Source organism: Arthrobacter sp. SD76 (genome assembly GCF_049726125.1).
Taxonomy (GTDB): Bacteria; Actinomycetota; Actinomycetes; order Actinomycetales; family Micrococcaceae; genus Arthrobacter; species Arthrobacter nitrophenolicus.
Window position 1 is genome coordinate 1,697,889 of the sequence record NZ_JBNBLR010000001.1, and the last position, 26,137, is coordinate 1,724,025.

General features: G+C 65.9%; 22 protein-coding genes and 4 pseudogenes. 19 read left to right on the forward strand and 7 right to left on the reverse strand.

Features of this window, described 5'->3' with window-relative positions; translation table 11 throughout:
* Positions 1–2: 2 nt before the first annotated feature.
* The 8 genes and pseudogenes from ACPEE0_RS08455 (at position 3) to metE (ending at position 7,881) form a co-directional block, all read left to right on the forward strand.
* The gene (locus ACPEE0_RS08455; RefSeq protein ID WP_424574330.1) at positions 3–899 is read left to right on the forward strand and encodes a DUF58 domain-containing protein; all 897 of its coding nucleotides are present in this window, start codon (positions 3–5) and stop codon (positions 897–899) included.
* Complete coding sequence (locus ACPEE0_RS08460; RefSeq protein WP_009356344.1) at positions 889–1,359, forward strand: hypothetical protein; 471 nt, start codon at positions 889–891, stop codon at positions 1,357–1,359. The genes ACPEE0_RS08455 and ACPEE0_RS08460 overlap by 11 nt, the downstream gene beginning before the upstream one ends.
* The gene (locus ACPEE0_RS08465) at positions 1,350–2,360 is read left to right on the forward strand and encodes a vWA domain-containing protein (protein ID WP_009356343.1); all 1,011 of its coding nucleotides are present in this window, start codon (positions 1,350–1,352) and stop codon (positions 2,358–2,360) included. The genes ACPEE0_RS08460 and ACPEE0_RS08465 overlap by 10 nt, the downstream gene beginning before the upstream one ends.
* A 23-nt stretch (positions 2,361–2,383) precedes the next feature.
* Positions 2,384–3,355, forward strand: coding sequence for a vWA domain-containing protein (locus ACPEE0_RS08470; protein WP_009356342.1), 972 nt, complete (start codon positions 2,384–2,386; stop codon positions 3,353–3,355).
* Between the two features lie 47 nt (positions 3,356–3,402).
* The gene (locus ACPEE0_RS08475) at positions 3,403–3,876 is read left to right on the forward strand and encodes a hypothetical protein (RefSeq protein ID WP_424574331.1); all 474 of its coding nucleotides are present in this window, start codon (positions 3,403–3,405) and stop codon (positions 3,874–3,876) included.
* Positions 3,816–4,109, forward strand: coding sequence for a hypothetical protein (locus ACPEE0_RS08480; RefSeq protein WP_424574332.1), 294 nt, complete (start codon positions 3,816–3,818; stop codon positions 4,107–4,109). The genes ACPEE0_RS08475 and ACPEE0_RS08480 overlap by 61 nt, the downstream gene beginning before the upstream one ends.
* Positions 4,110–4,457: 348 nt before the next feature.
* Entirely contained in the window at positions 4,458–5,420 is a 963-nt protein-coding gene (locus ACPEE0_RS08485; protein WP_354176062.1) for a methylenetetrahydrofolate reductase, read from the forward strand.
* A 131-nt stretch (positions 5,421–5,551) separates the two neighbouring features.
* Positions 5,552–7,881, forward strand: a pseudogene (gene metE / locus ACPEE0_RS08490) (5-methyltetrahydropteroyltriglutamate--homocysteine S-methyltransferase).
* Between the two features lie 113 nt (positions 7,882–7,994).
* Here the strand turns inward: metE and ACPEE0_RS08495 are convergent.
* Together ACPEE0_RS08495 and ACPEE0_RS08500 are read right to left on the reverse strand one after the other, a co-directional pair.
* On the reverse strand, positions 7,995–8,501 hold the full coding sequence (locus ACPEE0_RS08495; protein ID WP_009356338.1) for a DUF2004 domain-containing protein: 507 nt from the start codon (positions 8,499–8,501) through the stop codon (positions 7,995–7,997).
* 45 nt (positions 8,502–8,546) lie between these two features.
* Complete coding sequence (locus ACPEE0_RS08500; protein ID WP_035751665.1) at positions 8,547–9,464, reverse strand: LysR family transcriptional regulator; 918 nt, start codon at positions 9,462–9,464, stop codon at positions 8,547–8,549.
* A gap of 134 nt (positions 9,465–9,598) precedes the next feature.
* Between ACPEE0_RS08500 and ACPEE0_RS08505 the strand changes: the two genes are divergently transcribed.
* From ACPEE0_RS08505 to nrdF, 9 genes and pseudogenes are all read left to right on the forward strand, one after another.
* On the forward strand, positions 9,599–10,999 hold the full coding sequence (locus ACPEE0_RS08505) for an NAD(P)/FAD-dependent oxidoreductase (RefSeq protein WP_424574333.1): 1,401 nt from the start codon (positions 9,599–9,601) through the stop codon (positions 10,997–10,999).
* A pseudogene (locus tag ACPEE0_RS08510) lies at positions 10,996–11,726 on the forward strand (DUF1365 domain-containing protein). Before ACPEE0_RS08505 ends, ACPEE0_RS08510 begins: the two are co-directional and overlap by 4 nt.
* A pseudogene (locus tag ACPEE0_RS08515) lies at positions 11,723–13,089 on the forward strand (class I SAM-dependent methyltransferase). Before ACPEE0_RS08510 ends, ACPEE0_RS08515 begins: the two co-directional pseudogenes overlap by 4 nt.
* Before the next feature lie 403 nt (positions 13,090–13,492).
* Positions 13,493–13,738 (forward strand): glutaredoxin-like protein NrdH, encoded by a 246-nt coding sequence (gene nrdH, locus ACPEE0_RS08520; protein WP_009356333.1) that lies wholly within the window; start codon positions 13,493–13,495, stop codon positions 13,736–13,738.
* 109 nt (positions 13,739–13,847) lie between these two features.
* Positions 13,848–14,317: pseudogene (gene nrdI, locus ACPEE0_RS08525) on the forward strand (class Ib ribonucleoside-diphosphate reductase assembly flavoprotein NrdI).
* A 20-nt stretch (positions 14,318–14,337) separates the two neighbouring features.
* Positions 14,338–16,458, forward strand: coding sequence for a class 1b ribonucleoside-diphosphate reductase subunit alpha (gene nrdE / locus ACPEE0_RS08530; RefSeq protein WP_424574334.1), 2,121 nt, complete (start codon positions 14,338–14,340; stop codon positions 16,456–16,458).
* A 32-nt stretch (positions 16,459–16,490) separates the two neighbouring features.
* Positions 16,491–17,030 carry a hypothetical protein gene (locus tag ACPEE0_RS08535; RefSeq protein ID WP_424574335.1) on the forward strand — a complete coding sequence of 180 codons (540 nt, stop codon included), beginning with the start codon at positions 16,491–16,493 and terminating at the stop codon, positions 17,028–17,030.
* Positions 17,027–17,281, forward strand: coding sequence for an NUMOD3 domain-containing DNA-binding protein (locus ACPEE0_RS08540; protein WP_424574336.1), 255 nt, complete (start codon positions 17,027–17,029; stop codon positions 17,279–17,281). The genes ACPEE0_RS08535 and ACPEE0_RS08540 overlap by 4 nt, the downstream gene beginning before the upstream one ends.
* Positions 17,278–18,252, forward strand: a complete 975-nt coding sequence (nrdF, locus tag ACPEE0_RS08545) for a class 1b ribonucleoside-diphosphate reductase subunit beta (protein WP_424574337.1) — start codon at positions 17,278–17,280, stop codon at positions 18,250–18,252. Before ACPEE0_RS08540 ends, nrdF begins: the two co-directional genes overlap by 4 nt.
* A 657-nt stretch (positions 18,253–18,909) precedes the next feature.
* Here the strand turns inward: nrdF and ACPEE0_RS08550 are convergent.
* From ACPEE0_RS08550 to ACPEE0_RS08565, 4 genes are all read right to left on the reverse strand, one after another.
* Positions 18,910–19,680, reverse strand: coding sequence for an SCO1664 family protein (locus tag ACPEE0_RS08550; protein ID WP_424574338.1), 771 nt, complete (start codon positions 19,678–19,680; stop codon positions 18,910–18,912).
* Positions 19,680–20,234: a DUF3090 domain-containing protein gene (locus tag ACPEE0_RS08555; RefSeq protein WP_424574339.1), complete on the reverse strand. Its 555-nt coding sequence runs from the start codon at positions 20,232–20,234 to the stop codon at positions 19,680–19,682. Before ACPEE0_RS08555 ends, ACPEE0_RS08550 begins: the two co-directional genes overlap by 1 nt.
* 24 nt (positions 20,235–20,258) lie before the next feature.
* Positions 20,259–20,951 carry an MSMEG_4193 family putative phosphomutase gene (locus ACPEE0_RS08560; RefSeq protein ID WP_424574340.1) on the reverse strand — a complete coding sequence of 231 codons (693 nt, stop codon included), beginning with the start codon at positions 20,949–20,951 and terminating at the stop codon, positions 20,259–20,261.
* 76 nt (positions 20,952–21,027) lie between these two features.
* The gene (locus ACPEE0_RS08565; RefSeq protein ID WP_424574341.1) at positions 21,028–21,390 is read right to left on the reverse strand and encodes a UBP-type zinc finger domain-containing protein; all 363 of its coding nucleotides are present in this window, start codon (positions 21,388–21,390) and stop codon (positions 21,028–21,030) included.
* A gap of 100 nt (positions 21,391–21,490) precedes the next feature.
* Between ACPEE0_RS08565 and ACPEE0_RS08570 the strand changes: the two genes are divergently transcribed.
* Together ACPEE0_RS08570 and ACPEE0_RS08575 are read left to right on the forward strand one after the other, a co-directional pair.
* Entirely contained in the window at positions 21,491–23,257 is a 1,767-nt protein-coding gene (locus tag ACPEE0_RS08570; protein WP_424574342.1) for an FAD-dependent oxidoreductase, read from the forward strand.
* Positions 23,238–24,107, forward strand: a complete 870-nt coding sequence (locus tag ACPEE0_RS08575; RefSeq protein ID WP_407709527.1) for a hypothetical protein — start codon at positions 23,238–23,240, stop codon at positions 24,105–24,107. The genes ACPEE0_RS08570 and ACPEE0_RS08575 overlap by 20 nt, the downstream gene beginning before the upstream one ends.
* Positions 24,108–24,117: 10 nt before the next feature.
* Here ACPEE0_RS08575 and ACPEE0_RS08580 read toward each other — a convergent pair whose 3' ends face one another.
* Positions 24,118–25,977, reverse strand: a complete 1,860-nt coding sequence (locus ACPEE0_RS08580; protein WP_424574343.1) for a VWA domain-containing protein — start codon at positions 25,975–25,977, stop codon at positions 24,118–24,120.
* Positions 25,978–26,137: the final 160 nt, after the last annotated feature.

Here is a 26,137-nt window from a genome sequence, read left to right on the forward strand (position 1 = left end):
GCATGGCCAGCCTCCTCCTGCGGGTGAAGTCGAAGATGGCAATCTTCGCCCACCGCAAAGCACGCGGCCTGCTCGACGGCGAGTACGGTTCAGTGTTCCGCGGCCGCAGCCTGGACTTTGACGATCTCCGCGCCTACGTGCCCGGAGACGAAGTGCGGGACATTGACTGGAAAGCGTCGGCGCGGCACGGGTCGCCGCTGATCAAACGCTACGTGGCGGTCCGCCGCCAGACGCTCCTGCTGCTCACCGATACCGGACGGAACATGGCCGCCATCTCCCGGACGGGGGAGCCGAAGAAGGACATCGCCGTCATGGCGCTCGGCGTGATGGGCTACCTGGCCCACCGTCATGGCGACGTGGTGGGGCTGGTCAGCGGCGACTCCGTCCGCACCCGCTTCATTCCGGCCAAGGGGGGCGAGGCCCACCTGGAGCGGCTCCTCCGGCAGGTGCATGGCGACGCCGGTGCCGGGGTGGCACCCAGCAGGCTCGAAGACCAGCTGGACCACGTGGCCCGGACCGTGAAGGGGCGGAACCTGCTGTTCGTCGTCGCGGACGAAATCGCCGCCACCCCTGCCATGGCAGGGCTGCTCCGCCGCCTTCGCGCGCAGCATGAAATCCTTTGGCTCACGGTGCGCGACGCGGATCTGGCGCCCAGCCAGCCCGGCCCGGGCGGCGCCGTCGCGGACTTCTACAGTGTTGCCGACTACGTCTTTCTTCCCGCGCACCTGGCCCGATCCGACACCGTGGTGGCCGCGTACACGAAGGGCATTGCCGAGCGGGACGCCGCCCGCAAGGCCATGCTGCGGCAGGCAGGCATCACGGAAGGCGACGTGGCAGGCAGCCAGGGCGTTGTCACCGCGCTGTTCGCGCTCCTGGAAAGGCACCGCCGTGCAGGCTGAACCCGGCTTCTACGGTCCGCTCCAGTACAGCCCGGTATGGATGTGGGCAGGCGTGGCACTCCTGGCAGTGGTGGCAGGCTGGTATGTCTTCGTCTTTGCCGTCACCCGGCATCCGCGGACAACGGCACACCGCCCGCGCGCGGCATCCCTCACCGACCTTCCCGCGCTGAAGGCCGCCTACCTGCAACGCATCGACGACGTGGAACGGGCCGCCGCGGCCGGCCAACGCGGCGTGCGTGCCAGCCACCAGGACCTCAGCCGCCTGCTGCGCAGCTTCGTCCGGGACGCCTCAGGCGTGGACGCACTCCGGATGACCCGCCAGGACCTCGAACGACACCCGCTGCCCGCCGCCGCGTCCGCCGTCGGCGCGTTGTATCCGGGCGAATTCGGGCAGGAACCGCTGCCTCCGGTTTCCACCGCCGCCGCCAAGGCACGGGAGACGGTGAGCACATGGGGCTGATGTTCTGGTGGCTGCTGCCGCTGGCGGTGGTTGCCGCCGCTGCCGTCGGCGTTGCTGCCTTCCGCGCCGGCACCAGGGGCAGTGCCCGACGCCGGCCTGCAGCGCACGCCGACCGCCTCACCCTGCTGCCGGAGTACCAGGCTGCGGTCAGGCGCTACCGGCGGTGGCTGGCTATTGCTGGGCTCGCCTGCGCGTCACTGCTGGTGTCGTCAGCGGTGGCGGCGGCCCGTCCAGTTGACGTCACAACGATTCGGCCCGAGCAGCACAACCGGGACATCATGCTGTGCCTGGACGCATCAGGCTCCATGAGCAGCGCCGACGCGGCGGTGGTGGAGGCCTATGCAGAGCTGGCACGGAAGTTCGACGGTGAACGGATCGGACTGGCCATCTTCGACAGCACGGCCATCCAGGTGTTTCCCCTGACTGATGACTATGACTACGTCCAGGAACAGCTGCAGCAGGCCAGGGACGCGTTCGATGGAAAGCCGGGGAGCTCCGGGTTCCTGGACGGGACCTGGAGCGGCCGCGGCTCGTCCCTGATCGGTGACGGGCTGGCATCGTGCCTGAACAGTTTCCCCTCGCCGGACACCGCCGACGGCGGGGCACCAAGCGCTCCCCAGCGTTCGCGGTCGGTGGTGCTCGCCACGGACAACCTGCTGTCCGGCGAGCCCATCATGACGCTGGCTGAAGCTGCGCAGCTGGCGGCAGGCCGCTCCGTGCGGGTATACGCGCTGAACCCGGCGGACCTCGATTACGGCGCCGGTGCCGGCCAGCCGGGGGCCCAGCTCCGGTCGGCTGCTGAATCCACCAGCGGGGCCTATTACGCGCTGGACAATCCGGACGCCATCGCGGGCATCGTGTCGGCGGTGGAGGAAACGGAGACAGCGGCAATCAAGGGTGCTCCGCGCGCGGTGGTCTCGGATGAGCCGGCGGTGCCCCTGGCGGCTGCCCTCGTGTCCGGGCTGGTCCTGTGCACCGCGTTGTGGCGGTTGCGGATATGACCAGGGTGCGGATTCCCCGAAGGATGCCAACACGTGCCTGGCTGCGCCGGGGCCTGCTGGTGGCGCTCCTGCTCCTGGCGCTGGTACGGCCGGGCGTGTCCGGCGGTACAGCCCAGGCTGCGACGTCGGACCTTAACGTGTTCTTCGTGGTGGATACCACCACCAGCATGGTGGCCGAAGACCACGGAAGCGGGACTCCCCGGATGGACGGCGTGCGGCGGGACATCATGGCCATCGCGGCAGAGCTGCCGGGGGCACGTTTTTCCGTGCTGACCTTTGACACCAAGGGACACGTCCGGATGCCGCTGACCACCGACACCCTTGCCCTGGAAACGATCACGTCCGTCCTCGAGCCCCAGGTCACCGCGTACGCCAAGGGGAGCAGCATCAGCGCGGCCCGGCAGGTGCTCGCTGAACGCCTCGCGGCAGCCCGGGACAGCCACCCTCAACGGCCACGGCTCGTCTTCTACCTGGGCGACGGCGAGCAGACCAGCTCCGCTGCGCCCGAACCGCTGGGTATGGGGAACGGCCTGGTATCCGGGGGAGCGGTGCTCGGTTACGGCACCCCGGCCGGCGGGCGGATGAAGGAGAATACAGGCGTGGCGTCCGACGGCGGCGACCGGGAGTCGCGGTATGTCCAGGACATGGAGGGCAGGGACGCAGTCTCGGTCATTGACGAGGGCAGGCTCCGGGAGATTGCCTCGCAGCTGCAGGTGCCGTATGTGCACCGGGCCGCCGGCGATCCTGCTGCACCGATGCTGCAGCAGGCCCGCCCAGGCACAATGGAGTCCGCCGCGAATGACGCCTCGCTGCCGGGAAGGACAGAGCTGTACTGGGTCCTGGCCGCCGGCGCCTTTGCCCTGGCGCTGGTGGAATTCGGTGTGGTCATTCGGAGGGTCCGCGCCCTGCAGCCCGCCAAGGCGCCCGAACCGGAAACATCGGCGCAGAGCCGCAGGGGCGGGCGCTCCGCCAAAGCCAGGGAGGACGCCCGATGATTCCTTCCGTTCCGGCGCCTTCCGCATCCGGGGACAGGCGAAGCCGGATGCGCCGCCGCCAGCTTCTGCTGTTATGGTCCGCCGTACCCGTGCTGGTTCTGCTCGGTGTCGCCGCAAAATTCCTCAGCCTTGGGCTCCTTGCAGGCCAGGCCGCGGAAGCATATGCGGCCAAAGACACCGCAGCTGTCGAGGCTGCAGCTGAAGGGCTGAACCCCGCCAACGTCGTCGAACGGCACAAGGCACCGTTCGCGGCAGGCGACGCCAAAGTCCTGGCGGGAGATTACCCTGCCGCCAGGATCCTCTTCGAGGAAGCGCTGGACGGCGTGCCCGCCGTATCTCCTGACGACTGCGTCATACGGGTGAACCTCAGCCTCGCAATCGAACACATCGGTGACGCCAAGCTGCGGCGGAGGACCCGGCGTCGGCTGCTGCCCTTTACGCAGAAGCCCTGGATGTGGTGGTGGCTGCGCCGCCGGGATGCTTTTCCGGGGCCAGTGCCCAGGACGCAGGGAAACAGCTGACCGAAGCGGAGCGGCGCCTGACCGAAAAACTGGCCGCCGCCGCGGAGTCCACAGAGGCGCCGGGGGAATCGGAGCCGGAGGACAGCGCCGAGGAACAGCCCTCTCCGCAGAAAAGCCAACTGGAACAGCTTGGGGAGAGCGCCCGGCAGGCGGAACGCGAACGCAATGCTGCCCGCGAGCGGGACGACTACCTGAGGGATACCGGGGATGCGGGGCCCGACCGTCCCTGGTAGCGGTGCAGTGGCCGGCGGGAAAAGCAGCAACCAGGCGAACAAAATTCCATTTCAGCAATGAAACAAGGCGTAAGACTGCGTCTTAATTCGGAGGCCAACTTGAATGCTCGGGCCCCCGCTCATAGAGTCTTATACAAGTTACCGCGGTAACGTGTCAGCGATCCTCCGTGCGGGAGGGTGTGGGTGCCCCCATGTGGGCCTGACATTTGCTCACGGACAACTTCATCTCAGGCGTAACAGTCGCGGCTGCGTCCTGTGGAGTTCCCGTGTGTTCCCAAACTCAATTCATTGCCGACTGCCGCCACGTTTATGGCAGCAGGCCTCAATGGCCCAAAGCCAAGGACGCAAATGTCACCACCAAGCCTTATTGAGACACATCCGAATCTATCTGACGCCGCTCCCGTAGCGCTGTCCTATGAGCTGTTCCCGCCCCGTTCGCCGGCGGCCGCAGAGACGCTCTGGACTACCATCCGTGAACTCGAAACCACCGAGCCGGACTATGTCTCCGTCACGTATGGTGCCAGCGGATCCAACCGGGACACCGCCGTCGAGCTCATCAACCGGCTCCTGCTCGAAACCACGCTTCGGCCACTGGCCCACCTGACCTGTGTCGGGAACACCCCGCAGGAACTGGCGGGCATCATCGGCCAGCTGCTGGACACCGGCGTGCGCGGCATCCTTGCCTTGCGCGGCGACCTGCCGGCCGACGGCCAGGTTACCGACGGTTCGCTCCGCTATGCCCAGGACCTGATCGAGCTCATCCGCCGGGTCGAGCAGCGCCGTTCGGCACTGCTGTGTGCCGGGAAGATCGCCGTCGGCGTCGCGGCCTACCCTGCGCGCCACCCCGAATCGCCGAGCGAGGAGCACGACGTCGAGGTGCTGCTGGCCAAGCAGCGTTCCGGTGCCGACTTCGCCATCACCCAGGTGTTCTTCCACGCGGACCAGTACGCCGACCTCCTCACCAGGGCACGCCGGGCCGGGGTCACCATCCCGATCATCCCTGGCGTCATGCCGCTCACCAGCCTCCGGCGCCTCAACCGCCTGGGCGAACTGACCGGCGTGGAACCGGCTCCGGAACTGACGGCCAAGCTGGCCGCGGCCGACACCGACCTGGAACGACTCCACATCGGCGTCGACGCCACCGTCGACCTTTCCAACGCAGCCCTGGATGCCGGGGCGCCCGGCATCCACATCTACACCTTCAACGAGCACCAGAGCGCGCTGGAAGTGCTGGACAAGCTCGCCCTGCCGCGGCGCGGCCGTGCCGGCGTCCGCCCGGCCTCCACGGTCCGCCCCCAGCTCGCCGGCTGACGCAGCACACCCGCCGGCCACGCAGTTTGACGCCGCCCTGGTCCGGCAGCTCCGCGCTGCCCTCTTTTCCCCTGTGCCTTCGATAACCAGTGCCTTTCATGCAGAGCACAACGAATTTTAAGGACTTTGCCATGACTGAAAAGAACACTCCCTTCCCGTCCGCCTCACTCCTTGGCTACCCCCGTATCGGCCGCCGCCGCGAGCTGAAGAAGGCCGTGGAAGCCTACTGGGCCGGCACGATTGACGCCGCCGCCCTCGACGCCGCCGCCAAGGACATCCAGCTGACCATCGCAAAGCGGCTGCAGGAACTCGGCCTGACCGAGGCCGCAGCCGTCCCGGCACCTTCTCCTACTACGACCAGGTCCTGGACACCACCGCACACCTCGGAGCCGTGCCCGCCCGCTTCGGCAAGCTCCTCAACGCCGAGGGCCAGCTGGACCTCGACGGCTACTTCACCCTGGCCCGCGGCAACAAGGAGCAGCAGCCGCTGGAAATGACCAAGTGGTTCGACACCAACTACCACTACCTGGTTCCCGAACTCGGTCCGGAGACCGAGTTCACCCTGGCTTCCACCGCCAAGGTGGACGAGTTTGCCTACGCGCTGGCCAACGGCATTGAGACCCGCCCCTACATCGTCGGCCCGGTCACCTACCTGCTGCTGTCCAAGGCCTCCGACGACGCCCCGGCCGGGTTCGCGCCGCTGTCCCGCCTCGAGGACATCCTGCCCGTCTATGTCCGGCTGCTTGAGAAGCTCGCTGCCGCCGGTGCCGGCTGGGTCCAGCTCGACGAGCCCGCACTGGTGGTCGACCAGCACACCCCCGCCGCTGAAATTGAAGCAGCCGTGGCACGGGCCTACGAGGTCCTCACCGCTGCCGCCACCCGCCCGCAGATCCTCGTGTCCACCCCGTACGGCTCCCTGGACAACCAGCTCGGTACCCTCGCGGCCACCAACATCGACGCCCTGCACATCGACGTCTTCAAGGGCGGCGTTCCGTCCGAGGCAGCCCTGGCGGGCCTGGGCAACAAGACCCTGGTTGCCGGCGTGGTTGACGGACACAACATCTGGCGCAACGACCTCGCCGCGTCGGCCGCGAAACTGGACGCACTGAAGGGCGCTGCCGGCAGGATCGCCGTGTCCACCTCGACCTCGACCCAGCACGTCCCGCACGACGTCGTCGAGGAAACCCAGCTCCCCGAACAGCTCCGCAGCTGGCTCGCGTTCTCCGACCAGAAGGCCGTCGAGGTCAAGACCCTCGCGTCCTACCTGGCGGATCCCGCCTCCGCCAAGGCCGCGATCGACGAGGCAACCGCCGTGATCGCTTCGCGCGCCACCGCCGAAGGCGTGCGCCGTGCCGACGTCCGGGCCCGCACCGAAGCCCTGACCGCCGCCGACTTCACCCGCGCCGAGTACGGGGTCCGGGCCGCGGCCCAGGAGGAAGCGCTGCACCTGCCGCCGCTCCCCACCACCACCATCGGGTCCTTCCCGCAGACGTCCGAGATCCGCTCCGCCCGTGCCCGCAACACCAAGGGCGAGCTGAGCGACGAGCAGTACCAGCAGCTCATGAAGGACGAAATCAAGCGCGTCGTGGACCTGCAGGAAGAACTCGGTTACGACGTCCTGGTGCACGGCGAGCCCGAGCGCAACGACATGGTGCAGTACTTCGCGGAAAACCTCGAAGGCTTCGACGTGACGGTGCACGGCTGGGTCCAGTCCTACGGCTCACGCTGCACCCGCCCGTCCATCCTCTGGGGTGACGTCACCCGCTCGGCCCCGATCACGGTGGAATGGGCGAAGTACGCACAGTCCCTGACCAGCAAGCCGATGAAGGGCATGCTCACCGGCCCGGTCACCGTCCTGGCCTGGTCCTTCGTCCGCGACGACCAGCCGCTGGCCGAGACCGCAAACCAGGTCGGCCTGGCCCTGCGGGACGAGATCGCCGATCTTGAAGCCGCCGGCATCAAGGTCATCCAGGTGGACGAGCCCGCGCTGCGCGAACTCCTGCCTCTGCGCAAGGCCGACCACGCCGACTACCTGAAGTGGTCCGTGGACTCCTTCCGCCTCGCCACCGCGGGCGCCAAAGACGCCACCCAGATCCACACCCACCTCTGCTACTCGGAGTTCGGTGTAATCATCGACGCGATCGACGGCCTCGACGCCGACGTGACCTCCATCGAAGCAGCCCGCTCCCGCATGGAGGTTGTCCACGACCTCGAGTCCCACGGCTTCGGCCGCGGCGTCGGCCCTGGCGTTTACGACATCCACTCGCCCCGCGTGCCGGGAGAGCAGGAAGTCACTGAACTCCTCAGCACCGCCGTCAAGCACGTCCCGTCCCGCCAGCTCTGGGTCAACCCGGACTGCGGCCTGAAGACCCGCGGCTACGCCGAGACCGAAGAGTCCCTGCGCAACCTGGTCAAGGCAACCCGGACGGTCCGCGCGGAACTGCTGGAAGCCGCGAAGTAGCTGAATAAGGTTTCGACAAGCTCACCCGTTGAGCTTGTCGTCGTTTTTGTGTCCGGTGGTTGAGCCTGTCGAAACCCCGTCAGGTTTCGACAGGCTCAACCACCGTCGGTGCTTCAGGACTCCCAGAGGATCTCGTCGTCAACAACGCCGTCCTCATCAGCGGAGGCCACCAGGACTTCGTCCGTGAAATGCTCGCCGAGGGTGAAATCCAGAACGAAGTAGCGTTCAGGCTGGCCGGGGTAGATACCCACATGGCCGAGTTTCAACGCCTTGAGGAACACGTCATTGGTGAGCTGGCTGCGTTCCTCCACGCCGAAGACCTTCTGCAGGTGCTCGTCCTTGAGGGCGTTGCAGTGGAAATGCAGGTACTCCCGCGGGCTGGTGCCTTCCTGCTCCAGCTCCTCGGCGATCATGTCCCGGACTTCGTCCACCAGTTCCGGCAGGAACCGCAGGCGGTAGTCCACCTTGCGCAGTGCGGCTTCGTCGAAGTGGTCGTGGGCGGTGATGTTCAGGTCGAGTTCCAGCGGGTGGCCGCGCAGCTCATGCTTGGCGGCGATGGAGTGGTCCCTGCCGTGGTTGAGCTCTATCTCTCCAAAGTGCTGGCTCGCTACCTTGCTCATAGTCTCAACATAGACCCGAACAGCAGTGCATTCCAGCGTTCACGCCTAATTCACCGACGTCCGCATTCCGGCGAGGGTCTCGGCCAGCAGATCGACGAAGAGCTGCACCCGGGCGGTTTTCCTGTCGTTGATCAGCAGTGCGAAGACGTTGCGGGCCAGCCGGATCTCGGGAACATCCAGGACCACCACACCTGCAGGCTTGTTCCGCAGCGCGAGCTCGGGCACCAGTGCCGCGCCCAGCCCGGCGGCGGCCATCTCCAGGCTGGCGTGGAAGTCGTCGCTGTGTGCCACCACCCGGGGATGGAGGTTGCAGCCGGCAAAGAGCCGCTCGATCACCATGGCGTCGCTGGTCCCGGGATGGTGCATGATCCATGGCATTTCGGACAGATGGTCTGCCGCCACCTTCGCGTCCGGCCGGAAACCCCAGCCGGCGGGCAGGACAACCCGGAAATCGTCGTCGCCGATCCATTGCCGGTTGATGGTTGCCGGCCAGGCCACGCCGGTCTGGCCCACCTGGAACACCACGGCCAGATCCAGGTCGCCGCCGGCGCGCAGCCCCTGGATGGTCTGGCCGGGCTCGGCCACGGACACCCTCAGGTCAATGCCCAGGTTCTTCCATGCCGGATTCTTCAGGATCCGCGGCAGGACGTACGTGGCAAGGCTGGGGAAGATGCCGAGCCGGAGTTCCTGGCTGGCGCTGTCCTGGGTCTTGGCGGCGGCGGCCATCAGCGCTTCGATGTCCGTCAGCACCTTGGCGGCGTGCCGGGTCATGACGACGGCGGCCTCCGTGGGCACGACGCTCCGCGCCGACCGCTGGAACAGGACCACCCCGGTGTCCCGCTCGAGGGCGGACATCTGCTGCGATACGGCGGAGGCCGTGTAGCCAAGGGTTGACGCGGCGGCCGCAAACGAGCCCAGCCGCGTGACCTCCATCAGGGTCTTCAGGTGTACCGGATTTACCACCAGCCCACAGTACTGCGCGCAGCACCTTTCCGCGCGCGGGACCATTCCGGCGTACGCACCCATCCGCGGCGGCGGCGGCACCGAATTGCCCTCTGTATACCCACCCTTGGCAAGTGTTCAGCAGAGGAGCATGAATGTCACCCAACCCAGCAGCGAGTGCAGGCGGACGACGGCGAGTGGCCGTCATCGGCAGCGGCGTCGCCGGACTGACGGCCGCCTACGTCCTGAACAGGCAGGACGACGTGACACTCTTCGAGGCCGATTCGCGGCTGGGCGGGCACGCGCACACGCACGAGATGCCGCAGCCCGACGGCACGTTCCTTGGCGTCGACACCGGGTTCATCGTCCACAACGAACGGACCTACCCCACCCTGCTGCGGCTGTTTGCCGAGCTGGGTGTGGAAACCCAGGATTCCGAGATGAGCATGTCCATCCGCTGCGACGGCTGCGGCCTGGAATATGCCGGTGCCCGCGATGGCGGCCGCGGCATCATCGCCCGCCCCTCCAGCCTGCTCCGCGGCCGCTACCTCCTGATGCTGCTGGAGGTCACCCGCTTCTACCGGAAGGCAAGGGCCCTGCTGAAAACCGCGCCGGTGGCTGCCGTCAGCGGCGGGGACAGCGTTCCCGAACTGACCCTCGGTGAATTCCTTGCCCGCGAGAACTTCAGCCCCTACTTCATTTCCCACTTCATGACCCCTGTGGTCAGCGCTGTCTGGTCCTGCGATCCCACCACCGCGCTGGCGTACCCGGCCCGCTACCTGTTCACCTTCCTCGGGCACCACGGCATGCTGGGCGTCAAAGGCTCGCCGCAGTGGCGGACCGTCACCGGCGGATCCGCCCGGTACGTCGAGAAACTCGCCGCCACTCTTCCGGACGTACGGCTCAACACTCCCGTCAGTGCCATCCGGCGCCGACCCGACGGTGTGGAAATCGCAACGGAAGACGGGCTGGAAGACTTTGACGCCGTCGTGATTGCCACCCACCCGGCCCAGGCGCTCGGGTTCCTGGCCGATGCCACGCCCGAGGAGAAAGAAGCACTGGGCGGTATGCCGTACTCGGTCAACCACACCGTTTTTCACCGGGACCCGGCGGTGCTGCCATCTGCGGACAACGCGAAGGCGTCCTGGAACTACCGGCTCCCGTCCTGCGAGGCCCGGCCGGACAAGGTCCTGGTCAGCTACGACCTCACCCGCCTGCAGCGGCTGGCACCGGCAGACGGACAGCCCTACCTGGTGAGCCTGGGCGAGTCCGAACTGATCGCCGGCGACGCCATACTCGAACGTATGGTCTACGAACATCCTCAGTACACCCCGGAATCGCTGCGTGCACAGGCGGCCATAGCCGCCCTGGGCGACAGCCGGATCGCCTACGCCGGGGCCTACCTGGGCTGGGGCTTCCATGAGGACGGCGCGCTGTCCGGTGTCCGTGCCGCCGAAAAGCTGGGCCGCTCCTGGCCTGTCGCCCGGCCGGCGGATGATGAGACGTCCTCGGGCGACGGCGAGCGGGAGCTTGCCGCGGCAGCGGAACCTGCATGAGTGCCGAGGCAGCCATCTACCGCACGTCCATTTCGCACGTGCGGCGCAGCCCGCTGAAGAACGCCTTCACGTACCGCAGCTACAGCTGGTTTGTCGACGTCGACAGGCTTCCCCGCCTGCCGCGGCTGCTCCGGCCGTTGGCCGTGTTCCGCGCCGGCGACCACCTTGGCGATCCGGATGCGACCATCCGTGCCAACGTTGAGCGCTACCTGCGGACCCAGGGGATGAGCCCGACGGCGGCGCCATCCACATGCTGACAAGCGCCAGGGTGTTCGGTTACGTCTTCAACCCGCTCACCCTGTTCTGGTGCTACCGGTCCAGCGGGGAGCTCGAATGCGTGGTGGCCGAGGTCCACAACACGTACGGGGAGCGGCACTGCTACCTGCTCCGGACGGACCCGGCCGGCCGGGCCTCCGTCCCGAAGGCCTTCTATGTCTCGCCGTTCAATGACCTTGACGGCCAGTACCGGATGAAACTGCCCGCCCCGGGGGAACGCTTGGCGGTGTCGATTGTCCTGGAACGGGAAGGCCACCGGCCGTTCGTTGCGACCATGGACGGCCGGCGGCATCCGGCCACCCTGCGCAATATCCTGGCCGCCGCGCTCGCCGTGCCGGCCGCGCCGCTGCTCGTATCCGCACTCATTCGGGTGCAGGGCATTACACTCTGGGCAAGACGCCTGCCCGTCGTCGCCCGGCCACAACATACTTCCCAGGAGGCAGTTCAATGACAATGACGGACGATAATGGAACCGCCTTCGCCGGTGGCAATGCCGGCAACGCCGGCCGGGATGTTCCGGCGGCCTGGACCAGTACCGGCGTTCCGGCGGCGCCGGCCACCATCGACGCGGACGTGTGGCCGGAAGTCGCCCGGCCGCCGTCGGGCGCCAAGGCCGCGGTGGCCGGAAAGGCCGCCGGACTCCTTTTCAAGGGAGCGGTCAAGCGCCTGCCGCTCCGGGTGGAGTACCCGGACGGCACTGTGCTGGGAACAGGCGGGCCGGACGCGCCGGTGATGATGATGGTGCGGCCGGAAGCCTTCGAGGCGCGGATCGGCGACAACGGCCTGATCGGTCTTGGCGAATCCTTCATGGCAGGGGACTGGGAAGCCAGCGACCTCGCGGCCGTGCTTGAGGTTTTCGCCGCCTCCGTGGACACGCTTATTCCGATGCCGCTGCAGAAACTCCGCGCCCTCTACCTTCCGCGCACCCCGCGGCAGGAACGGAACGCCGAACAGAACACGCGCAGCAACATCTCACGGCACTACGACCTCTCCAACGACCTGTTCTCGAACTTCCTCGACGCCACCATGAGCTACTCGTCAGCACTGTTTCCGCTCGGGGCAGGGCGGCTGGAATCTGTGGGCTGGGAGGAACTGGCAGGAGCCCAGCAGGCCAAGATCGACAGGCTGCTGGACAAGGCCGGCGTAGGGAAAGGCACCAGGCTCCTGGAAATCGGGACCGGCTGGGGCGAACTGGCACTGCGAGCAGCAGCCCGCGGCGCCACCGTCTACAGCGTCACCCTCTCCAGCGAACAGCAGGCCCTTGCCCAGGAACGCATTGCCGCGGCCGGCTACGCGGAGCGGGTGACCGTGGCGCTGCAGGACTACCGGGCAGTGGAGGGCGAGTACGACGCCGTGGTGTCGGTGGAGATGATCGAGGCGGTGGGCTATGAGTACTGGCCCATCTACTTCCAGACCATCGACCGGGTCCTGGCTCCCGGCGGCAAGGTAGCCATCCAGGCCATCACCATGCCGCACGGCCGGATGCTGGCCACCCGCAACGCCTACACCTGGGTGCACAAGTACATCTTCCCCGGCGGCTTCCTGCCTTCCGTGCGTGCCATTGAGGGTGTGACGCAGCAGCACACCACCCTGCGGGTGCGGGAGCGGATGGGCATGGGGACCATTACGCGGCCACCCTCCGCCTCTGGGAAGAGCGGTTCCTGGAGCGTTCACGCGAGGTTGGCGAACTGGGCTTCGATGCGGTCTTCCAGCGGATGTGGCTGTTCTACCTTTGCTACTCAAGGGCCGGTTTCCAGTCCGGATATCTCGATGTGCAGCAGATCGTGCTGGACCGCCGGGAGGCGCAGCTCTAGCCACCGCACCCTGCCACCGCACCACGACGGCGGCCCGGGCACCCGGGCGGGTCCCGGCGTCGTGCCATTAATCACCACGAGGGGTTCCGAAGGTCACTTCGGAACCCCTTTTGGTGTTTTCGCCTTGCTCCCCGGAGGCCGCGACACGCCGTCTTTCGCGCGACACGCTGGGCGTTAAAATGTGCCTAACTACTCCACAGGGTGTGGATTCCGTCCGCGAAAAAGCCGTGATTCCGGACATTTTGAAGGGCCCTGCCTGTGGATTAACGGTGCATTAAATGACATACTTGTAATACATCATCTTGGGGTTCCAAAGAGGCGTCTGCACTACATGTAGTATCGACATACAGCTTGGACGGGGACACCGGGCCAGCGACGATTTCGACAAAAGGGGACAGCGACCATGACCGTAACGGTTTACACCAAGCCTGCTTGTGTTCAGTGCAACGCCACCTACCGTGCGCTCGACAAGAAGGGCATCACCTACCAGAGCGTTGACATCTCCCAGGACGCCGACGCCCTCGAGCGCCTGAAGGCCCTGGGCTACATGCAGGCACCCGTTGTGGTCACGGACCAGGACCACTGGTCAGGCTTCCGCCCGGACAAGATCGAAGAACTGGCCCTCTCGGCCGTTTCCTCCGTGGCCTAGGAGCCCTGCTTTTCCTGCCGGCAACAACCAACCAGCCGAGGTGACTCCCACGGCAGCACCAACAGCACAGCAAGGCCATCCGGCTTCGCAGATCCACGTGGCTCAGCGCGTGGAGGTGTCCCCGCCGGCCCGGCTTCCGGATAATCCGGAACCGGTCCGGACAGACAGCCAGCTCATCTATTTTTCCTCGGCATCCGAGAACACCAGCCGCTTCGTCACGAAGCTCGGCCGCGAGGTGGCCCGGATCCCGCTCTACTCCAGGGACGCACCCCTTCTTGCCACCCGGCCGTTCGTGCTGGTGGTGCCCACGTATGGCGGCACCGGGGAGAGGGGTCCGTTCCGAAGCAGGTCATCCGGTTTTTGAACAACCCGCAGAACAGGCAGCTTCTCCGCGGGGTGATCGGGGCCGGCAACACGAATTTCGGTGACAATTACTGCCTGGCCGGCGACATCATCGCCGCCAAGTGCGGGGTACCGCACCTCTACCGCTTCGAATTAATGGGCACGCCAGACGACGTGTCCCGCGTCAACCATGGATTGGACACGTTTTGGACACGACTGTCGCAGACACAGAAGTAACCAGGGCCCAGAAGCCCGAGATGCCGGCCGCCTACAAGGGCCTGGGCTACCACGAGTTGAACGCCATGCTGAACCTGTACGGTCCCAGCGGCGAGATCCAGTTCGAGGCGGACCGCGAGGCCGCCCACCAGTACTTCCTGCAGCACGTTAACAACAACACCGTGTTCTTCCATGACCTGGAGGAAAAGCTCGACTACCTGGTGAAGAACCAGTACTACGAGCGCGAGACGCTGGACCAGTACACGATGAACTTCATCCGTGACCTGTTCAACCGGGCCTACAAGAAGAAGTTCCGCTTCGAGACCTTCCTGGGCGCGTTCAAGTTCTACACCTCCTACACGTTGAAGACGTTCGACGGCAAGCGCTACCTGGAGCGCTACGAGGACCGCGTCTGCATGGTGGCCATGCACCTTGCCCGCGGCAACGAGGAACTTGCCACCCGCCTGGTGGATGAAATCATTGACGGCCGATTCCAGCCGGCAACACCCACCTTCCTCAACGCCGGCAAGGCGCAGCGTGGCGAACTCGTCTCCTGCTTCCTGCTGCGCATCGAGGACAACATGGAGTCGATCGCCCGCGGCATCAACTCCGCGCTGCAGCTGTCCAAGCGCGGCGGCGGCGTTGCCCTGTCCCTGACCAACATCCGCGAGCACGGCGCGCCGATCAAGCAGATCGAAAACCAGTCCTCCGGTGTCATCCCCGTGATGAAGCTCCTCGAAGACAGCTTCTCCTACGCCAACCAGCTCGGTGCGCGCCAGGGCGCCGGCGCCGTGTACCTGCACGCCCACCACCCGGACATCTACCGGTTCCTGGACACCAAGCGCGAGAACGCGGACGAGAAGATCCGCATCAAGACCCTCTCGCTGGGCGTCGTCATCCCGGACATCACGTTCGAGCTGGCCAAAAAGAACGAGGACATGTACCTGTTCTCGCCGTACGACGTCGAACGCGTCTACGGCATGCCCTTCTCCGACGTCTCGGTCACCGAGAAGTACTACGAGATGGTGGACGATTCCCGGATCAAGAAGACCAAGATCAGCGCCCGCGAGTTCTTCCAGACCCTCGCCGAGATCCAGTTCGAGTCCGGCTACCCGTACATCATGTTCGAGGACACCGTGAACCGGGCCAACCCGATCGCCGGCAAGATCACCATGAGCAACCTCTGCTCGGAGATCCTGCAGGTCTCCACGCCGTCCCTGTACAACGAGGACCTGACGTACCAGACCGTCGGCAAGGACATCTCCTGCAACCTCGGTTCGATGAACATCGCCAAGACCATGGATTCGCCGGACTTCGGTGCCTCCATTGACACGGCCATCCGCGCGCTGAGCGCTGTGTCGGACATGTCCTACATCAACTCGGTGCCGTCCGTGGCCGAGGGCAATGCGAAGTCCCACGCCATCGGCCTGGGCCAGATGAACCTGCATGGCTACCTGGCGCGCGAGCGGATCCACTACGGCTCGGAAGAGGGCCTGGACTTCACCAACATCTACTTCTACACGGTGCTGTTCCACGCCCTGCGTGCGTCCAACAGGCTCGCCATCGAGACCGGCCAGAAGTTCGGCGGCTTCGAGAACTCCAAGTACGCGTCCGGCGAGTTCTTCGACAAGTACACCGAGCAGGAATGGCTCCCGGAGACCGAGCGCGTCCGCGAACTGTTCGCGGGCCACCACATCCCCACCCAGGATGACTGGCGCGAGCTGAAGGCCTCCGTCATGGAGCACGGCATCTACAACCAGAACCTGCAGGCTGTCCCGCCCACGGGCTCGATCTCCTACATCAACAACTCGACGTCCTCCATCCACCCGGTGGCCGCCAAGATCGAGATCCGCAAGGAAGGCAAGATCGGCCGCGTCTACTACCCGGCGCCGTACCTGACGAACGACAACCTGGACTACTACCAGGACGCGTACGAGATCGGCTACGAGAAGATCATCGACACCTATGCCGCTGCCACGCAGCACGTGGACCAGGGCCTGTCCCTGACGCTGTTCTTCAAGGACACCGCCACCACCCGCGACATCAACAAGGCGCAGATCTACGCATGGCGCAAGGGCATCAAGACGCTCTACTACATCCGGCTCCGCCAGCTCGCGCTGGAAGGGACCGAGGTGGACAACTGCGTCAGCTGCATGTTGTGACCCAATCCGATTGATTTCTGCTTAGGGGAGCGATGGAAACGACGACGGCGACGGGCGGCTTGGTCTATGGGATCCGGCTTCGGCGGGAAGTTGAGTACCGCTACGTCGGCATTACCACTAAAACGGCCAGTCGTCGTTTCCATCAGCACCTGCGGGTAGCCGCAGAGGGACGCAAGACGCCATTCTATGACTGGGTCCGCAAGCAGAACCCCGAAGATCTCATAGCGGATGAGCTGGACTGGATTGACGGCCTGCAGTCACTCGGCGAGGCCGAAATGGAATGGATCAGCTACCTGCGGCGCGAAGGGGATCGGCTGCTGAACCTGTCCGACGGAGGCCTTGGGCCTACGGGTGTCGTGTGGACGGAGGAGATGCGGCAAGCTGCAAGCATCCGTGGCACCGGCCGGAAGGGGCTGAGCCGTCCAGGTGCTGCAAATCCGTTCTACGGCAGAAATCACAGTCAAGAGCAGCGCAAGAAGTGGGAAACCAACCGCAAGGGGACGAACGCGGGAGCGGACAACCCGAACTTTGGAAAGTTCGGGGCAGACCACCCAGGATCGGCCATACAATGAGCGAAGAATCCCGTAAAGCTCTATCGGCTGCCAGGAAGGGCGCTGGAAATCCGAACTTCGGCAAGAGCCCAAGCGAGGAGACTCGCGCGAAGTTGTCGGCCGCTCAAAAGGGCAAGCCCAAGCCCGCCAGCCAGCGCAGTGCCCACACCAGACATCACACCAACAAAGGCATCGAGAAAGCCGACTGCAAGTACTGCGTCGAGGACTCAGCCAAACCAAGTCTCTCTTCAGAAAGCGAGTCGGAGTCATGACCGAGAAAGTAAAGCTCCTTAGCCACGTCGAGGCCATTAACTGGAACCGCATCCAGGACGACAAAGACGTGGACGTCTGGAACCGGCTGGTCAACAACTTCTGGTTGCCGGAGAAGGTGCCGCTTTCCAACGACGTCCAGTCCTGGAACACGCTGACACCGGCCGAGCAGCAGCTCACCATGCGCGTCTTCACCGGCCTCACCCTGCTGGACACCATCCAGGGCACCGTCGGCGCCGTCTCCCTCATCCCGGATGCACTGACCCCGCATGAGGAAGCCGTCTACACGAACATCGCGTTCATGGAGTCTGTGCACGCCAAGAGCTACTCCTCCATCTTCTCCACGCTGGCCTCCACCAAGGAGATTGACGAGGCGTTCCGCTGGTCCACCGAGAACGAGAACCTTCAGAAGAAGGCCCAGATCGTCATGGACTACTACCAGGGCGACGATCCCCTGAAGCGCAAGGTGGCCTCCACGCTGCTGGAGAGCTTCCTGTTCTACTCGGGCTTCTACCTGCCCATGTACTGGTCCTCGCGCGCCAAGCTGACGAACACGGCTGACCTGATCCGCCTGATCATCCGCGACGAGGCCGTGCACGGCTACTACATCGGCTACAAGTTCCAGCGCGGGCTGGAGACCGTCTCCGAGGAGCGCCGCCAGGAGATCAAGGACTACACGTTCGAGCTGCTCTTCGAACTGTACGAGAACGAGGTCCAGTACACGCACGATCTCTACGACGGCGTGGGCCTGGCCGAGGACGTCAAGAAGTTCCTGCACTACAACGCCAACAAGGCGCTGATGAACCTGGGCTACGAGGCGATGTTCCCGGCCTCCGTCACGGACGTGAACCCGGCCATCCTTTCGGCCCTGTCCCCGAACGCTGACGAGAACCACGACTTCTTCTCCGGGTCCGGTTCCTCCTACGTGATCGGCAAGGCCGTCAACACCGAAGACGAGGACTGGGACTTCTAGCCGAAGAAGATCGGCGGCCATCCGAGCGCTCAAGACGGTTCATCCCGAGAACCGTTAACGCATACTGGGGCGAGAGCACTCCTTGGCCAGGACCCGCGGCCGCCCAAGGCAATTGCCTTGGGCGGCCGTCCCGGTTAAGGGTGCGGCTCGCCCAGCCGCTGCTGCTTTGACGGGGCAGCAGCTCAAAGGCTTTGACATCGTGATGGACTTGTAGAGTTCGCCGGTAGCCGGAGACTGCTTTTTCTTCCTTACCGGTGGGATGGTGCCTGGTGCTTGCTGGTGGCATGGTGCCTGATGAGCCGTATGTCGCCGGGTTTGGCAGTTTGGATTTTTTTCTGCCTCTGTTGGGTGCGCGGGTGCTGGCGTAGACTTGGAGCGCCTGCAGGTAACCATCAGATGACGCCGGGTTGTTCGGGACATGCGAATGTCCGAGCCTTCTCTTAGCGAGATCGCGAAGGTACCTGCAGGTTCTGCGTTTAAGGGATTTGGGCGGCCTCTCCAGGCGGAACTTCCTGTGCCGGGATGATGTTCCGGTTCCTGTCGGCAATGCGTGAATGTACTGGACTTTGGCTCTTGCGGCGCCCCGCCAGCCCCACACGACACTCGTTCAGGCCTTCATCGCGGCACAGTCTCCGAAGCCCGCAACCCCGTTTGTCCTCAGAACAACGGCCAGGGGACCGCAGGCATCTCAACTCTCGGCGCCGGGAAACGTCCCGCGGACCGCAACCGGGCACAGCGCGCTGCGAGTGAGGCGACTTCTTGGGCGCTGAGCAGGTTCTCCAGGCTTCGGCCCAGCTCACCGCGCACTCCTTCGATGATGCGATCGATGCCGTCGCGTTCCTCGGCGGTCAACCTTTCTCCCAGCCACCCCCACAGCACCGTGCGCAGCTTGTAGTCCTGGTGGAAGGTGAGCCCGTGGTCCACGCCGTGCCGGTGGCCGTCCGCCATGGCAAGGATATGGTCGCCTTTGCGGTCGGCGTTGTTCACGACGACGTCGAACACCGCCATGCGTCGAAGCGCCGGCGTGTCCTCGTGGACGAGGGCGACTCTCCGTCCGCTCCCATCCTGGCCCTCAAGGACCTGTTTCCACCCGTTGCCGGGTGCACCGTCGTCCGCCGCGACAAGATCCACCGCAGTCTGGCCGGGGTCTGGCTCCTGCCACAGCTGCACCATTCCTTCGCCCAATGGACCGTCGCGGAGCCAGGTGAACGGCACCACGTTCCAGCCAAGGACCTCGGAAACCAGGTACGCTGCGACCTCCCGGTGGGCCAGGAAGCCGTCGGGAAAATCCCACAGCGGTTTCTCCCCGGCTATCGGCTTGTAGACGACCGAGGTGCCGCCGATGCTGCCCAGAAAGGTGGCGTTCGACGCCGTCGCGATGCGACCGGTGAGGGTCAACTCGGCAGTCAGCAGGTCGGGCGCCGGCATCAGGCCTCGGGCAGTGTGCAGACGTGCCCGTCGGGGTCCACGGGGTAACCGCAGAGCGGGCATGCGGGACGCCCGGCACCCACCACTTCCCGGGTCCGCTTGGCAAAAGCGCGGGCGGTGCCAACGGGCATCCGGACGAGCAGCATCTCGGGTACCTCGCCGCCGTTCCCATCAGCCGGTTCGTCGTCGTCATCAGGATCGCCATCCATGATGGGGTAGGCCTCTATGACCACCTGAGCCGTCGTCGGGTCCCAGCCCAGGGTCATGGCCCCGGCACGGAACTGCTCCTCGACCGCTTCGAGCTGGTCATTGTCCACGAGTTCGATGGGCGTGCCCGTGGGAACGCTGAAGGGGTTGCCCTCAAGCGTGATGAGCTGATCGAGGATTTCGTCGATCTTCTCGGCGAGCTGGGCCGACTGCTGCTTCTCCAGGGCGATACTCACAATTTGCTTCCCCGTGCGCACCTGCAGGTAGAACGTGCGTGCCCCCGGAAGGCCGATGGTGCCAATGACGACCCGGTCAGGCCAGGCAAACTCGTGAACAAGTGTGGGCATGTCAGTATCTTAGGCACATGAGGTCTACTGCGCCGTGTGCCCTGCACCGCCGCCCACCGGCGCATCGCCGGTTTTGACGCCCTTCGACAGCCACGAAAGATCTCCGGCGTCGGTGTTCGTCGCAAGGACGCTGGGCCGAAGGGCACCATAGTGCACGATCGATACGGAAGCGGGACCCACGTTAATGCGCTGGAACAGATCGAGGTGCATTCCGAGCGCGTCCGCCAGGATCGATTTGATGACGTCGCCGTGACTCACTGCCGCCCACACCGCTCCCGGCCCATGCTCGGCTTCGAAGGCTGCATTGTGGCGTCGGATCGCCGCTACCGACCGGGCCTGCATCGCCGCCATGGATTCACCGCCGGGAAAAACGACGGCGGACGGTTGCGACTGCACAGCCGCCCACAGCTCTTCGGTTGCGAGATCACTGAGCATCCGGCCCTGCCACTGGCCGTAATCGCATTCGGTGAGATCGGGCTCGGCCAGCGCGGCAGGATCACCAGCCTGGCGCTCCAGGATGAACTGTGCGGTTTGCTGGCAGCGTTCGAGCGGGCTCGAGACCACGCCGGCCAAGGGCAGCACCGCGAGCCGGTCTCCGGCCGAAGCTGCCTGCTCGCACCCGGTCTGGTCCAAACTGACGCCAGCCGCCCGGCCCGCCAGCAGTCCCGCGGCATTGGCTGTGGTGCGGCCGTGCCGCACGAGGATAACTGTCGCCATCCCTCCAGCCTAACCAGCCTCGTTCGCCGGATGCTGCCTGCGCGGTTGATTCGGCGCGGTTGTTTCGGCCCGGCGGTTACCGGTGGATGCGCTCCCGCCAGTCTGCCGGCACCTTGCCTGCCGGCCCGGGGGACGGCTGCTCCTGCGGTCTGGACTGGGGGTCCGGAAGCCGCGGGCCGCGGAAGAACTTCTTCGTGGGAAGTTCGTAGAACCAGTCCTCCCCGGGTTCAAAGGACCTTATGACGGGGTGCCCGGCGGCGCGTGCGTGGGCACTGGCATGCTGGGAGGGGGATGAGTCGCAGCATCCGATGTGGCCGCATTGGGCGCACCGGCGCAGATGCAACCACCAGCCCGGGCCGTCACCGCTGAGGCACTCCGCACACCCTGTCCCACTGGGCGCGGCGGCGAGGCTGATCCCGGGAATTTGGCGGTCTTCCATGGCGCCTCATTCTGGCAGAATCTCCGCACCTTGTCCCCGCTGTCCCGGCGGGAGTATCGTGATCGCCACCGAACCCCCTTGATCCGGAAAGACGGCGGCCATGGACGACTCGGTTCCGATCATGCTGATTGCCACCCCGGACCCGGCCTCCCGGCGCATCCTCGAAGATGAGCTACGCCGACGGTACGGCGCCGACTATGAAGTGGTGGCCTGCGCCGGCCACGCCCACGGGCGGGCAGTGCTTGAAGGGCTCCGGCACTGGAACCGCCAGGTGGCCCTCATCCTCGGATGCTATGGCCCGGCTGACCGTGGCGGACTCGATTTCCTGCGCCGTGCCTACGGCTTCCATCCGGCCGCCAAACGAGGTGTGGTGGTGACATGGGGTGACTTCGAAAGCGCCCCCACTGTCTTCCAGGCGATCGCGCAGGGATACGCCGAACTACTGATCATTCGTCCCGAACGGCCGCGCGACGAAGAGTTCCACGGGGCCATCACCGACGCTCTCGATGACTGGCACCTGGCCCAGGGTGTCGGGTTCGAGGCGGTCCGGCTGATCGGCCAGGTAGGCGACGAAAGGACCCACGTGCTGCGCGACTCCCTGAGCCGGAACCACATCCCCGTGGGCTTCCACCCGGTCGGATCAGAGACGGCGCAACGGACGCTGGAGAACCTGGGCCTGCGCGACCCGGTGCTGCCGGTCATGGTGCTGCAGTTCACCGCTGCCCCCATTGTCCTGGAGAACCCCAGCGACCTTGAGATCGCCGAAGCCTTTGGGGTGACGCGGCCACCACCGGCGGACAAGATCTTTGATGTTGTGGTGGTGGGCGCCGGTCCGTCCGGTCTCGCCACCGCCGTCTACGCCTCCTCGGAGGGCCTCTCCACCATGGTGGTGGAGGGGGAGGCCGTGGGCGGCCAGGCCGGCACCAGTTCGTTGATCCGCAACTACCCCGGCTTCTCCCGCGGCGTCAGCGGAGCCCACCTGGCCTTCCGCTCATTCCACCAGGCCTGGACCCTGGGCACGGACTTCCTCTTCCTGCGGAAAGTGGAGAAGCTCAGTGTTGATGGAGCCCTGTACCGGGTGTCGATTTCCGACGGCACCGTCGTACGGTGCCGCACAGTGGTGGTGGCCACCGGCGTGGACTACCGCCGCCTCGGCATACCCCAGCTTGAAAACCTGGTGGGGAGGGGAGTCTTCTACGGGGCAACCGTCTCCGAGGCGCCGTCGATGACCGGCAAACACGTCTGCGTTGTGGGCGGCGGCAACTCGGCCGGCCAGGCCGTCCTGCACCTTGCGAAGTACGCGAAGAAGGTGACGCTGCTGGTGCGCGGGCCCACCTTGTCGGCCAGCATGTCCGAGTACCTCATTTCCCAGCTTGAGGCCACCCGGAACGTGGCAATCCGGTACGGTACGTCGATCGTGGGGGCCCGCGACCAGGACGGATTCCTTGCCAGCCTCAAAGTGGCCGCGACCGGTGCCGGCGGCGCAACGTCAACCGAGGAGACTGAAGCGGCCGGCTTGTTCGTGCTGATCGGATCGATGCCACGTACCTCCTGGTTGCCCGACACCGTGGAGCGGGACCAGGCCGGCTTTCTCCGGACGGGCACCAGCCTGGATAACAGCAAGGCTGGGGCCACCACGCCGGACCGGCAGCCCTTGGCCCTGGAAACGAGCATGCCCGGCGTTTTCGCGATCGGTGACGTCAGGGCCGGTTCTATCAAAAGGGTGGCTACTGCAGTGGGGGATGGGGCCACCGTGGTCTCGATGCTCCATGCCTACCTGGCCGGGCACCCCCTGCCCGCCCCGCCCGCCGCCCCAAGTGTGGCAGCCGCACCCGAGGAGCACTCCGGTGACGTCCGCTACAACTGACGCCGCACCGGTGATTGCGCCGATGCGGTGGCTGCTCTACATCGCCGCATTCCTCGTGTTTCTTGCCGGCCTGGTGCTGTTCGTGTTTCCGCTCCGGACTGCGGAATGGTTCGCATGGACAGTCAATCCGCCCATGACCGCTGTATTCCTCGGTGCGGCATACTGGTCGGCCGCCGGCCTGGAGGTGGCGGGCGCCCGCGCAGCAAGCTGGGAGTCGGCGAGGCTGGCAGTCTGGCCCGTATTCGTCTTCACCACGCTGACCCTGGGAGTCACGCTGATCCATCTCGACCGCTTCCACCTCTCGCCCGGCGCTGGCCCTCTCGCCCAGGTCGCCACCTGGGCGTGGCTGGCCATCTACGCCATCGTGCCCGTGGCGATGCTGGTGATCAGCTGGGTGCAGATCAGGTCCCGGCGCCCGGCCCCGGCATCGGTGGCGGCGGCACGGCCGGTGCTGCCCCCTGCGCTGCGGCTGCTCCTGGTGGTCATCGCCGGAGTGCTGGTGCTCTATGGCGTGGCGCTCCTGGCAGTACCCGCTGCCGCTTCGACGTGGTGGCCGTGGACATTATCCGAGCTCACCGCGAGGGCCGTCGGAGCGTGGCTGGTGGGCCTGGGCTGGTCCGCCGCGCAGGGCCAGTTCAGCAGCGATGTCCGCACCGTCCGCCCCGTGGCCCTCACCTCCGTCGTTTTCGTCATCCTGCAGGCGCTCGCCCTGCTGCGGCATGGCGACGCCCTCACATGGACCGGCGCGCCGGCCGTCGGCTTCGTCACCGTCCTGGTCGCCATCGGAGTAGCCGGTGCATGGGCGCTTGCCTTATCCCTGTGGCCGGCAGCCCGGGCCGGAAGCGCATGAGGACCGGAGCCTAGAAACTGGTCACCAGTTCGCCGAGCACCTCCTCGAGCCGGTTCGGATCCGTCGCGTCGTAGTAGTGGGCGCCGCTTGCCTTCGCGATCTGGAGGAGGGTGGGGACATCGGCGTCGGGCCCGTAGGCAAGGGTGAAGACGAGCACCGGCGTCGAATGGTTCTGGTGGCTTAGCTGCTCGCTCACCCCGCCCAGGTCGCCCGGATGCCTGGTGTCATTCTTGCCGTCGCTCAGGAGCACGATGGTGTTGATGAAATCATCCTTGTATCCCTTGGCCTGCTCTCCAGCGAAGCGGCTCACAGCCTCGAAAAGTGGCGTGGCATCCACGGCCTTCAGCTCATTGAGCTTGGCGATGAGGTCCGCTTTGTTGGACTTTAACGGGGCCACGGGGGTCACGATGCCCGGCTGCAGCGGTCCGTCGCCCTCATGGGAGAAAGCGGCCAGTCCAATCTCATCCTCGCCCGTGAAGTGGTCCAGCGCTTTGACCACCGCATCCTTGGCCCGCTGCAGCTTGTTCGCCCCCGGATCCTGCACCATGGACTCCGAGACGTCCACCAGGAACAATGCCCTGGCCCGCTTGCGGACGTCGGGGAAGCTGCCTTGCATGGCCGCCAGGGTCTCCGCCTTTGGCAGCGGCAGCGGCTGGAGCGTCTGGGCGTAGCGACCGGTGCCTGCCACCTCCGGATCAAGCTCGCCCTGGATGGACCGGTAACCGGACGCCTTGACAACGTTCTGGCCCTGTTCCGTCACTGCAAAGGCGAGGAAGTCCTGGGCCGCGGACCGTTGCAGGCTGTCCACCCAGTCTCCACCGAGGACCACAGCCGGATTGTCCGCCACGTGCACTCCGTCGCTGGGGTAGATGGCGCGGAGCGGCTCCTTGGGGGCGGGTCCCGCGTGCTTCGTTGTCCCGTCCTCGCTGACCACGCCGCGGTTGTAGTCCCAGACGGATTTTTCATCGACAATCACCGCGGAGAGGAATTCCGCGACGTTCCCGGCGTCGTCCGCCTCCCTGGCGTGCCACAGGAAATGTTCCGGGGTAGCCATGTAATGGCTGGTGCCCAGTTCCACGGCACGCACCTTGTCCACCAGGGAGGATGCCTTGAGGTCCATGGCGTCAAGGCCACCCACGCTGCCGCCGGCCGCGCCGTAGGAAGCAGCAAGGGCCATCAGGCCCGCCGTCGAGACCAGCGGACTGGCCTTGCCGAACTTGAACTTCCCCCAGTCGCCGTGGCCCAGGCGCTCCCAGATGTCCTGCTCCCCGGCCATCTTGAAGACGTCGGACCACGACGGCGGCTGGTCGTCCCAGCCGAGGGCGGAGGCCATCGCCTCCGGCATGGCCACGACGATGGCGCTGCGGGCAATGCTGGTTCCCTCGTCAGGGACAGTATTACCGCCGCCTTGCCTGGCGATCCGCAGCCAGGCGGAGGAGTCCGGCAGCCAGACGGCGGGCCTGTCGCCGGCCGGAACACCGGGGAACTGTGCAGCCACCTTGCCGGCAGCGGCCCCCGATTTTTCCTGGGTCACTTCCGGCGTCACGCACTTGCCGTCCACATTGCGCGGATTTGCCGTGTACTCGGCCGCCAAGGCACGCGCCATGTCGGCGTTCTCAAGCGACGTCAGGATGTTCAGCGCGATGCAGGGTGAGGACCCGGCGACGGCGGGAGGACTGTCCTGCGCGAGCGGCTCGTTGGTTGAGGGCGGGCTGCCATTCCCCGCGGAGGGGCCGTCCGCTGAATCCGGGAAGATCAGCGCCCGCAGCACGAACGCGCCGCCAACAATGAGAAGCGCCACGGTGGCCGCCGCGGCGATCCACACCCAGCGGGGATAGCTCGGGTCAGTTGCTGCGCGTCGACGGCCCATGCTCGTTTCCTTTGAAATCCACCGGGTTTCCCCGGCGTGAATGCAAATTATGAAACTTGCCCGCGGCACTTCCACCGCGGCGCGCCTAGCCCCCTGCACCTGGATACGCCCTTTGAGGATAACCCCCGCCGGCGCTAACTGAGTGTCCGGATCCACATTT

Coding starts and splice junctions, on each gene's coding strand:
- ACPEE0_RS08455 (WP_424574330.1), top strand. CDS start 3: ATGGCCAGCCTCCTCCTGCGGGTGAAGTCGAAGATGGCAATCTTCGCC.
- ACPEE0_RS08465 (WP_009356343.1), top strand. CDS start 1,350: ATGGGGCTGATGTTCTGGTGGCTGCTGCCGCTGGCGGTGGTTGCCGCC.
- ACPEE0_RS08470 (WP_009356342.1), top strand. CDS start 2,384: ATGCCAACACGTGCCTGGCTGCGCCGGGGCCTGCTGGTGGCGCTCCTG.
- ACPEE0_RS08475 (WP_424574331.1), top strand. CDS start 3,403: ATGCGCCGCCGCCAGCTTCTGCTGTTATGGTCCGCCGTACCCGTGCTG.
- ACPEE0_RS08485 (WP_354176062.1), top strand. CDS start 4,458: ATGTCACCACCAAGCCTTATTGAGACACATCCGAATCTATCTGACGCC.
- ACPEE0_RS08495 (WP_009356338.1), bottom strand. CDS start 8,501: ATGAGCAAGGTAGCGAGCCAGCACTTTGGAGAGATAGAGCTCAACCAC.
- ACPEE0_RS08505 (WP_424574333.1), top strand. CDS start 9,599: ATGTCACCCAACCCAGCAGCGAGTGCAGGCGGACGACGGCGAGTGGCC.
- nrdH (WP_009356333.1), top strand. CDS start 13,493: ATGACCGTAACGGTTTACACCAAGCCTGCTTGTGTTCAGTGCAACGCC.
- nrdE (WP_424574334.1), top strand. CDS start 14,338: ATGCCGGCCGCCTACAAGGGCCTGGGCTACCACGAGTTGAACGCCATG.
- ACPEE0_RS08535 (WP_424574335.1), top strand. CDS start 16,491: ATGGAAACGACGACGGCGACGGGCGGCTTGGTCTATGGGATCCGGCTT.
- ACPEE0_RS08540 (WP_424574336.1), top strand. CDS start 17,027: ATGAGCGAAGAATCCCGTAAAGCTCTATCGGCTGCCAGGAAGGGCGCT.
- nrdF (WP_424574337.1), top strand. CDS start 17,278: ATGACCGAGAAAGTAAAGCTCCTTAGCCACGTCGAGGCCATTAACTGG.
- ACPEE0_RS08550 (WP_424574338.1), bottom strand. CDS start 19,680: ATGCCGGCGCCCGACCTGCTGACTGCCGAGTTGACCCTCACCGGTCGC.
- ACPEE0_RS08555 (WP_424574339.1), bottom strand. CDS start 20,234: ATGCCCACACTTGTTCACGAGTTTGCCTGGCCTGACCGGGTCGTCATT.
- ACPEE0_RS08560 (WP_424574340.1), bottom strand. CDS start 20,951: ATGGCGACAGTTATCCTCGTGCGGCACGGCCGCACCACAGCCAATGCC.
- ACPEE0_RS08565 (WP_424574341.1), bottom strand. CDS start 21,390: ATGGAAGACCGCCAAATTCCCGGGATCAGCCTCGCCGCCGCGCCCAGT.
- ACPEE0_RS08570 (WP_424574342.1), top strand. CDS start 21,491: ATGGACGACTCGGTTCCGATCATGCTGATTGCCACCCCGGACCCGGCC.
- ACPEE0_RS08580 (WP_424574343.1), bottom strand. CDS start 25,977: ATGGGCCGTCGACGCGCAGCAACTGACCCGAGCTATCCCCGCTGGGTG.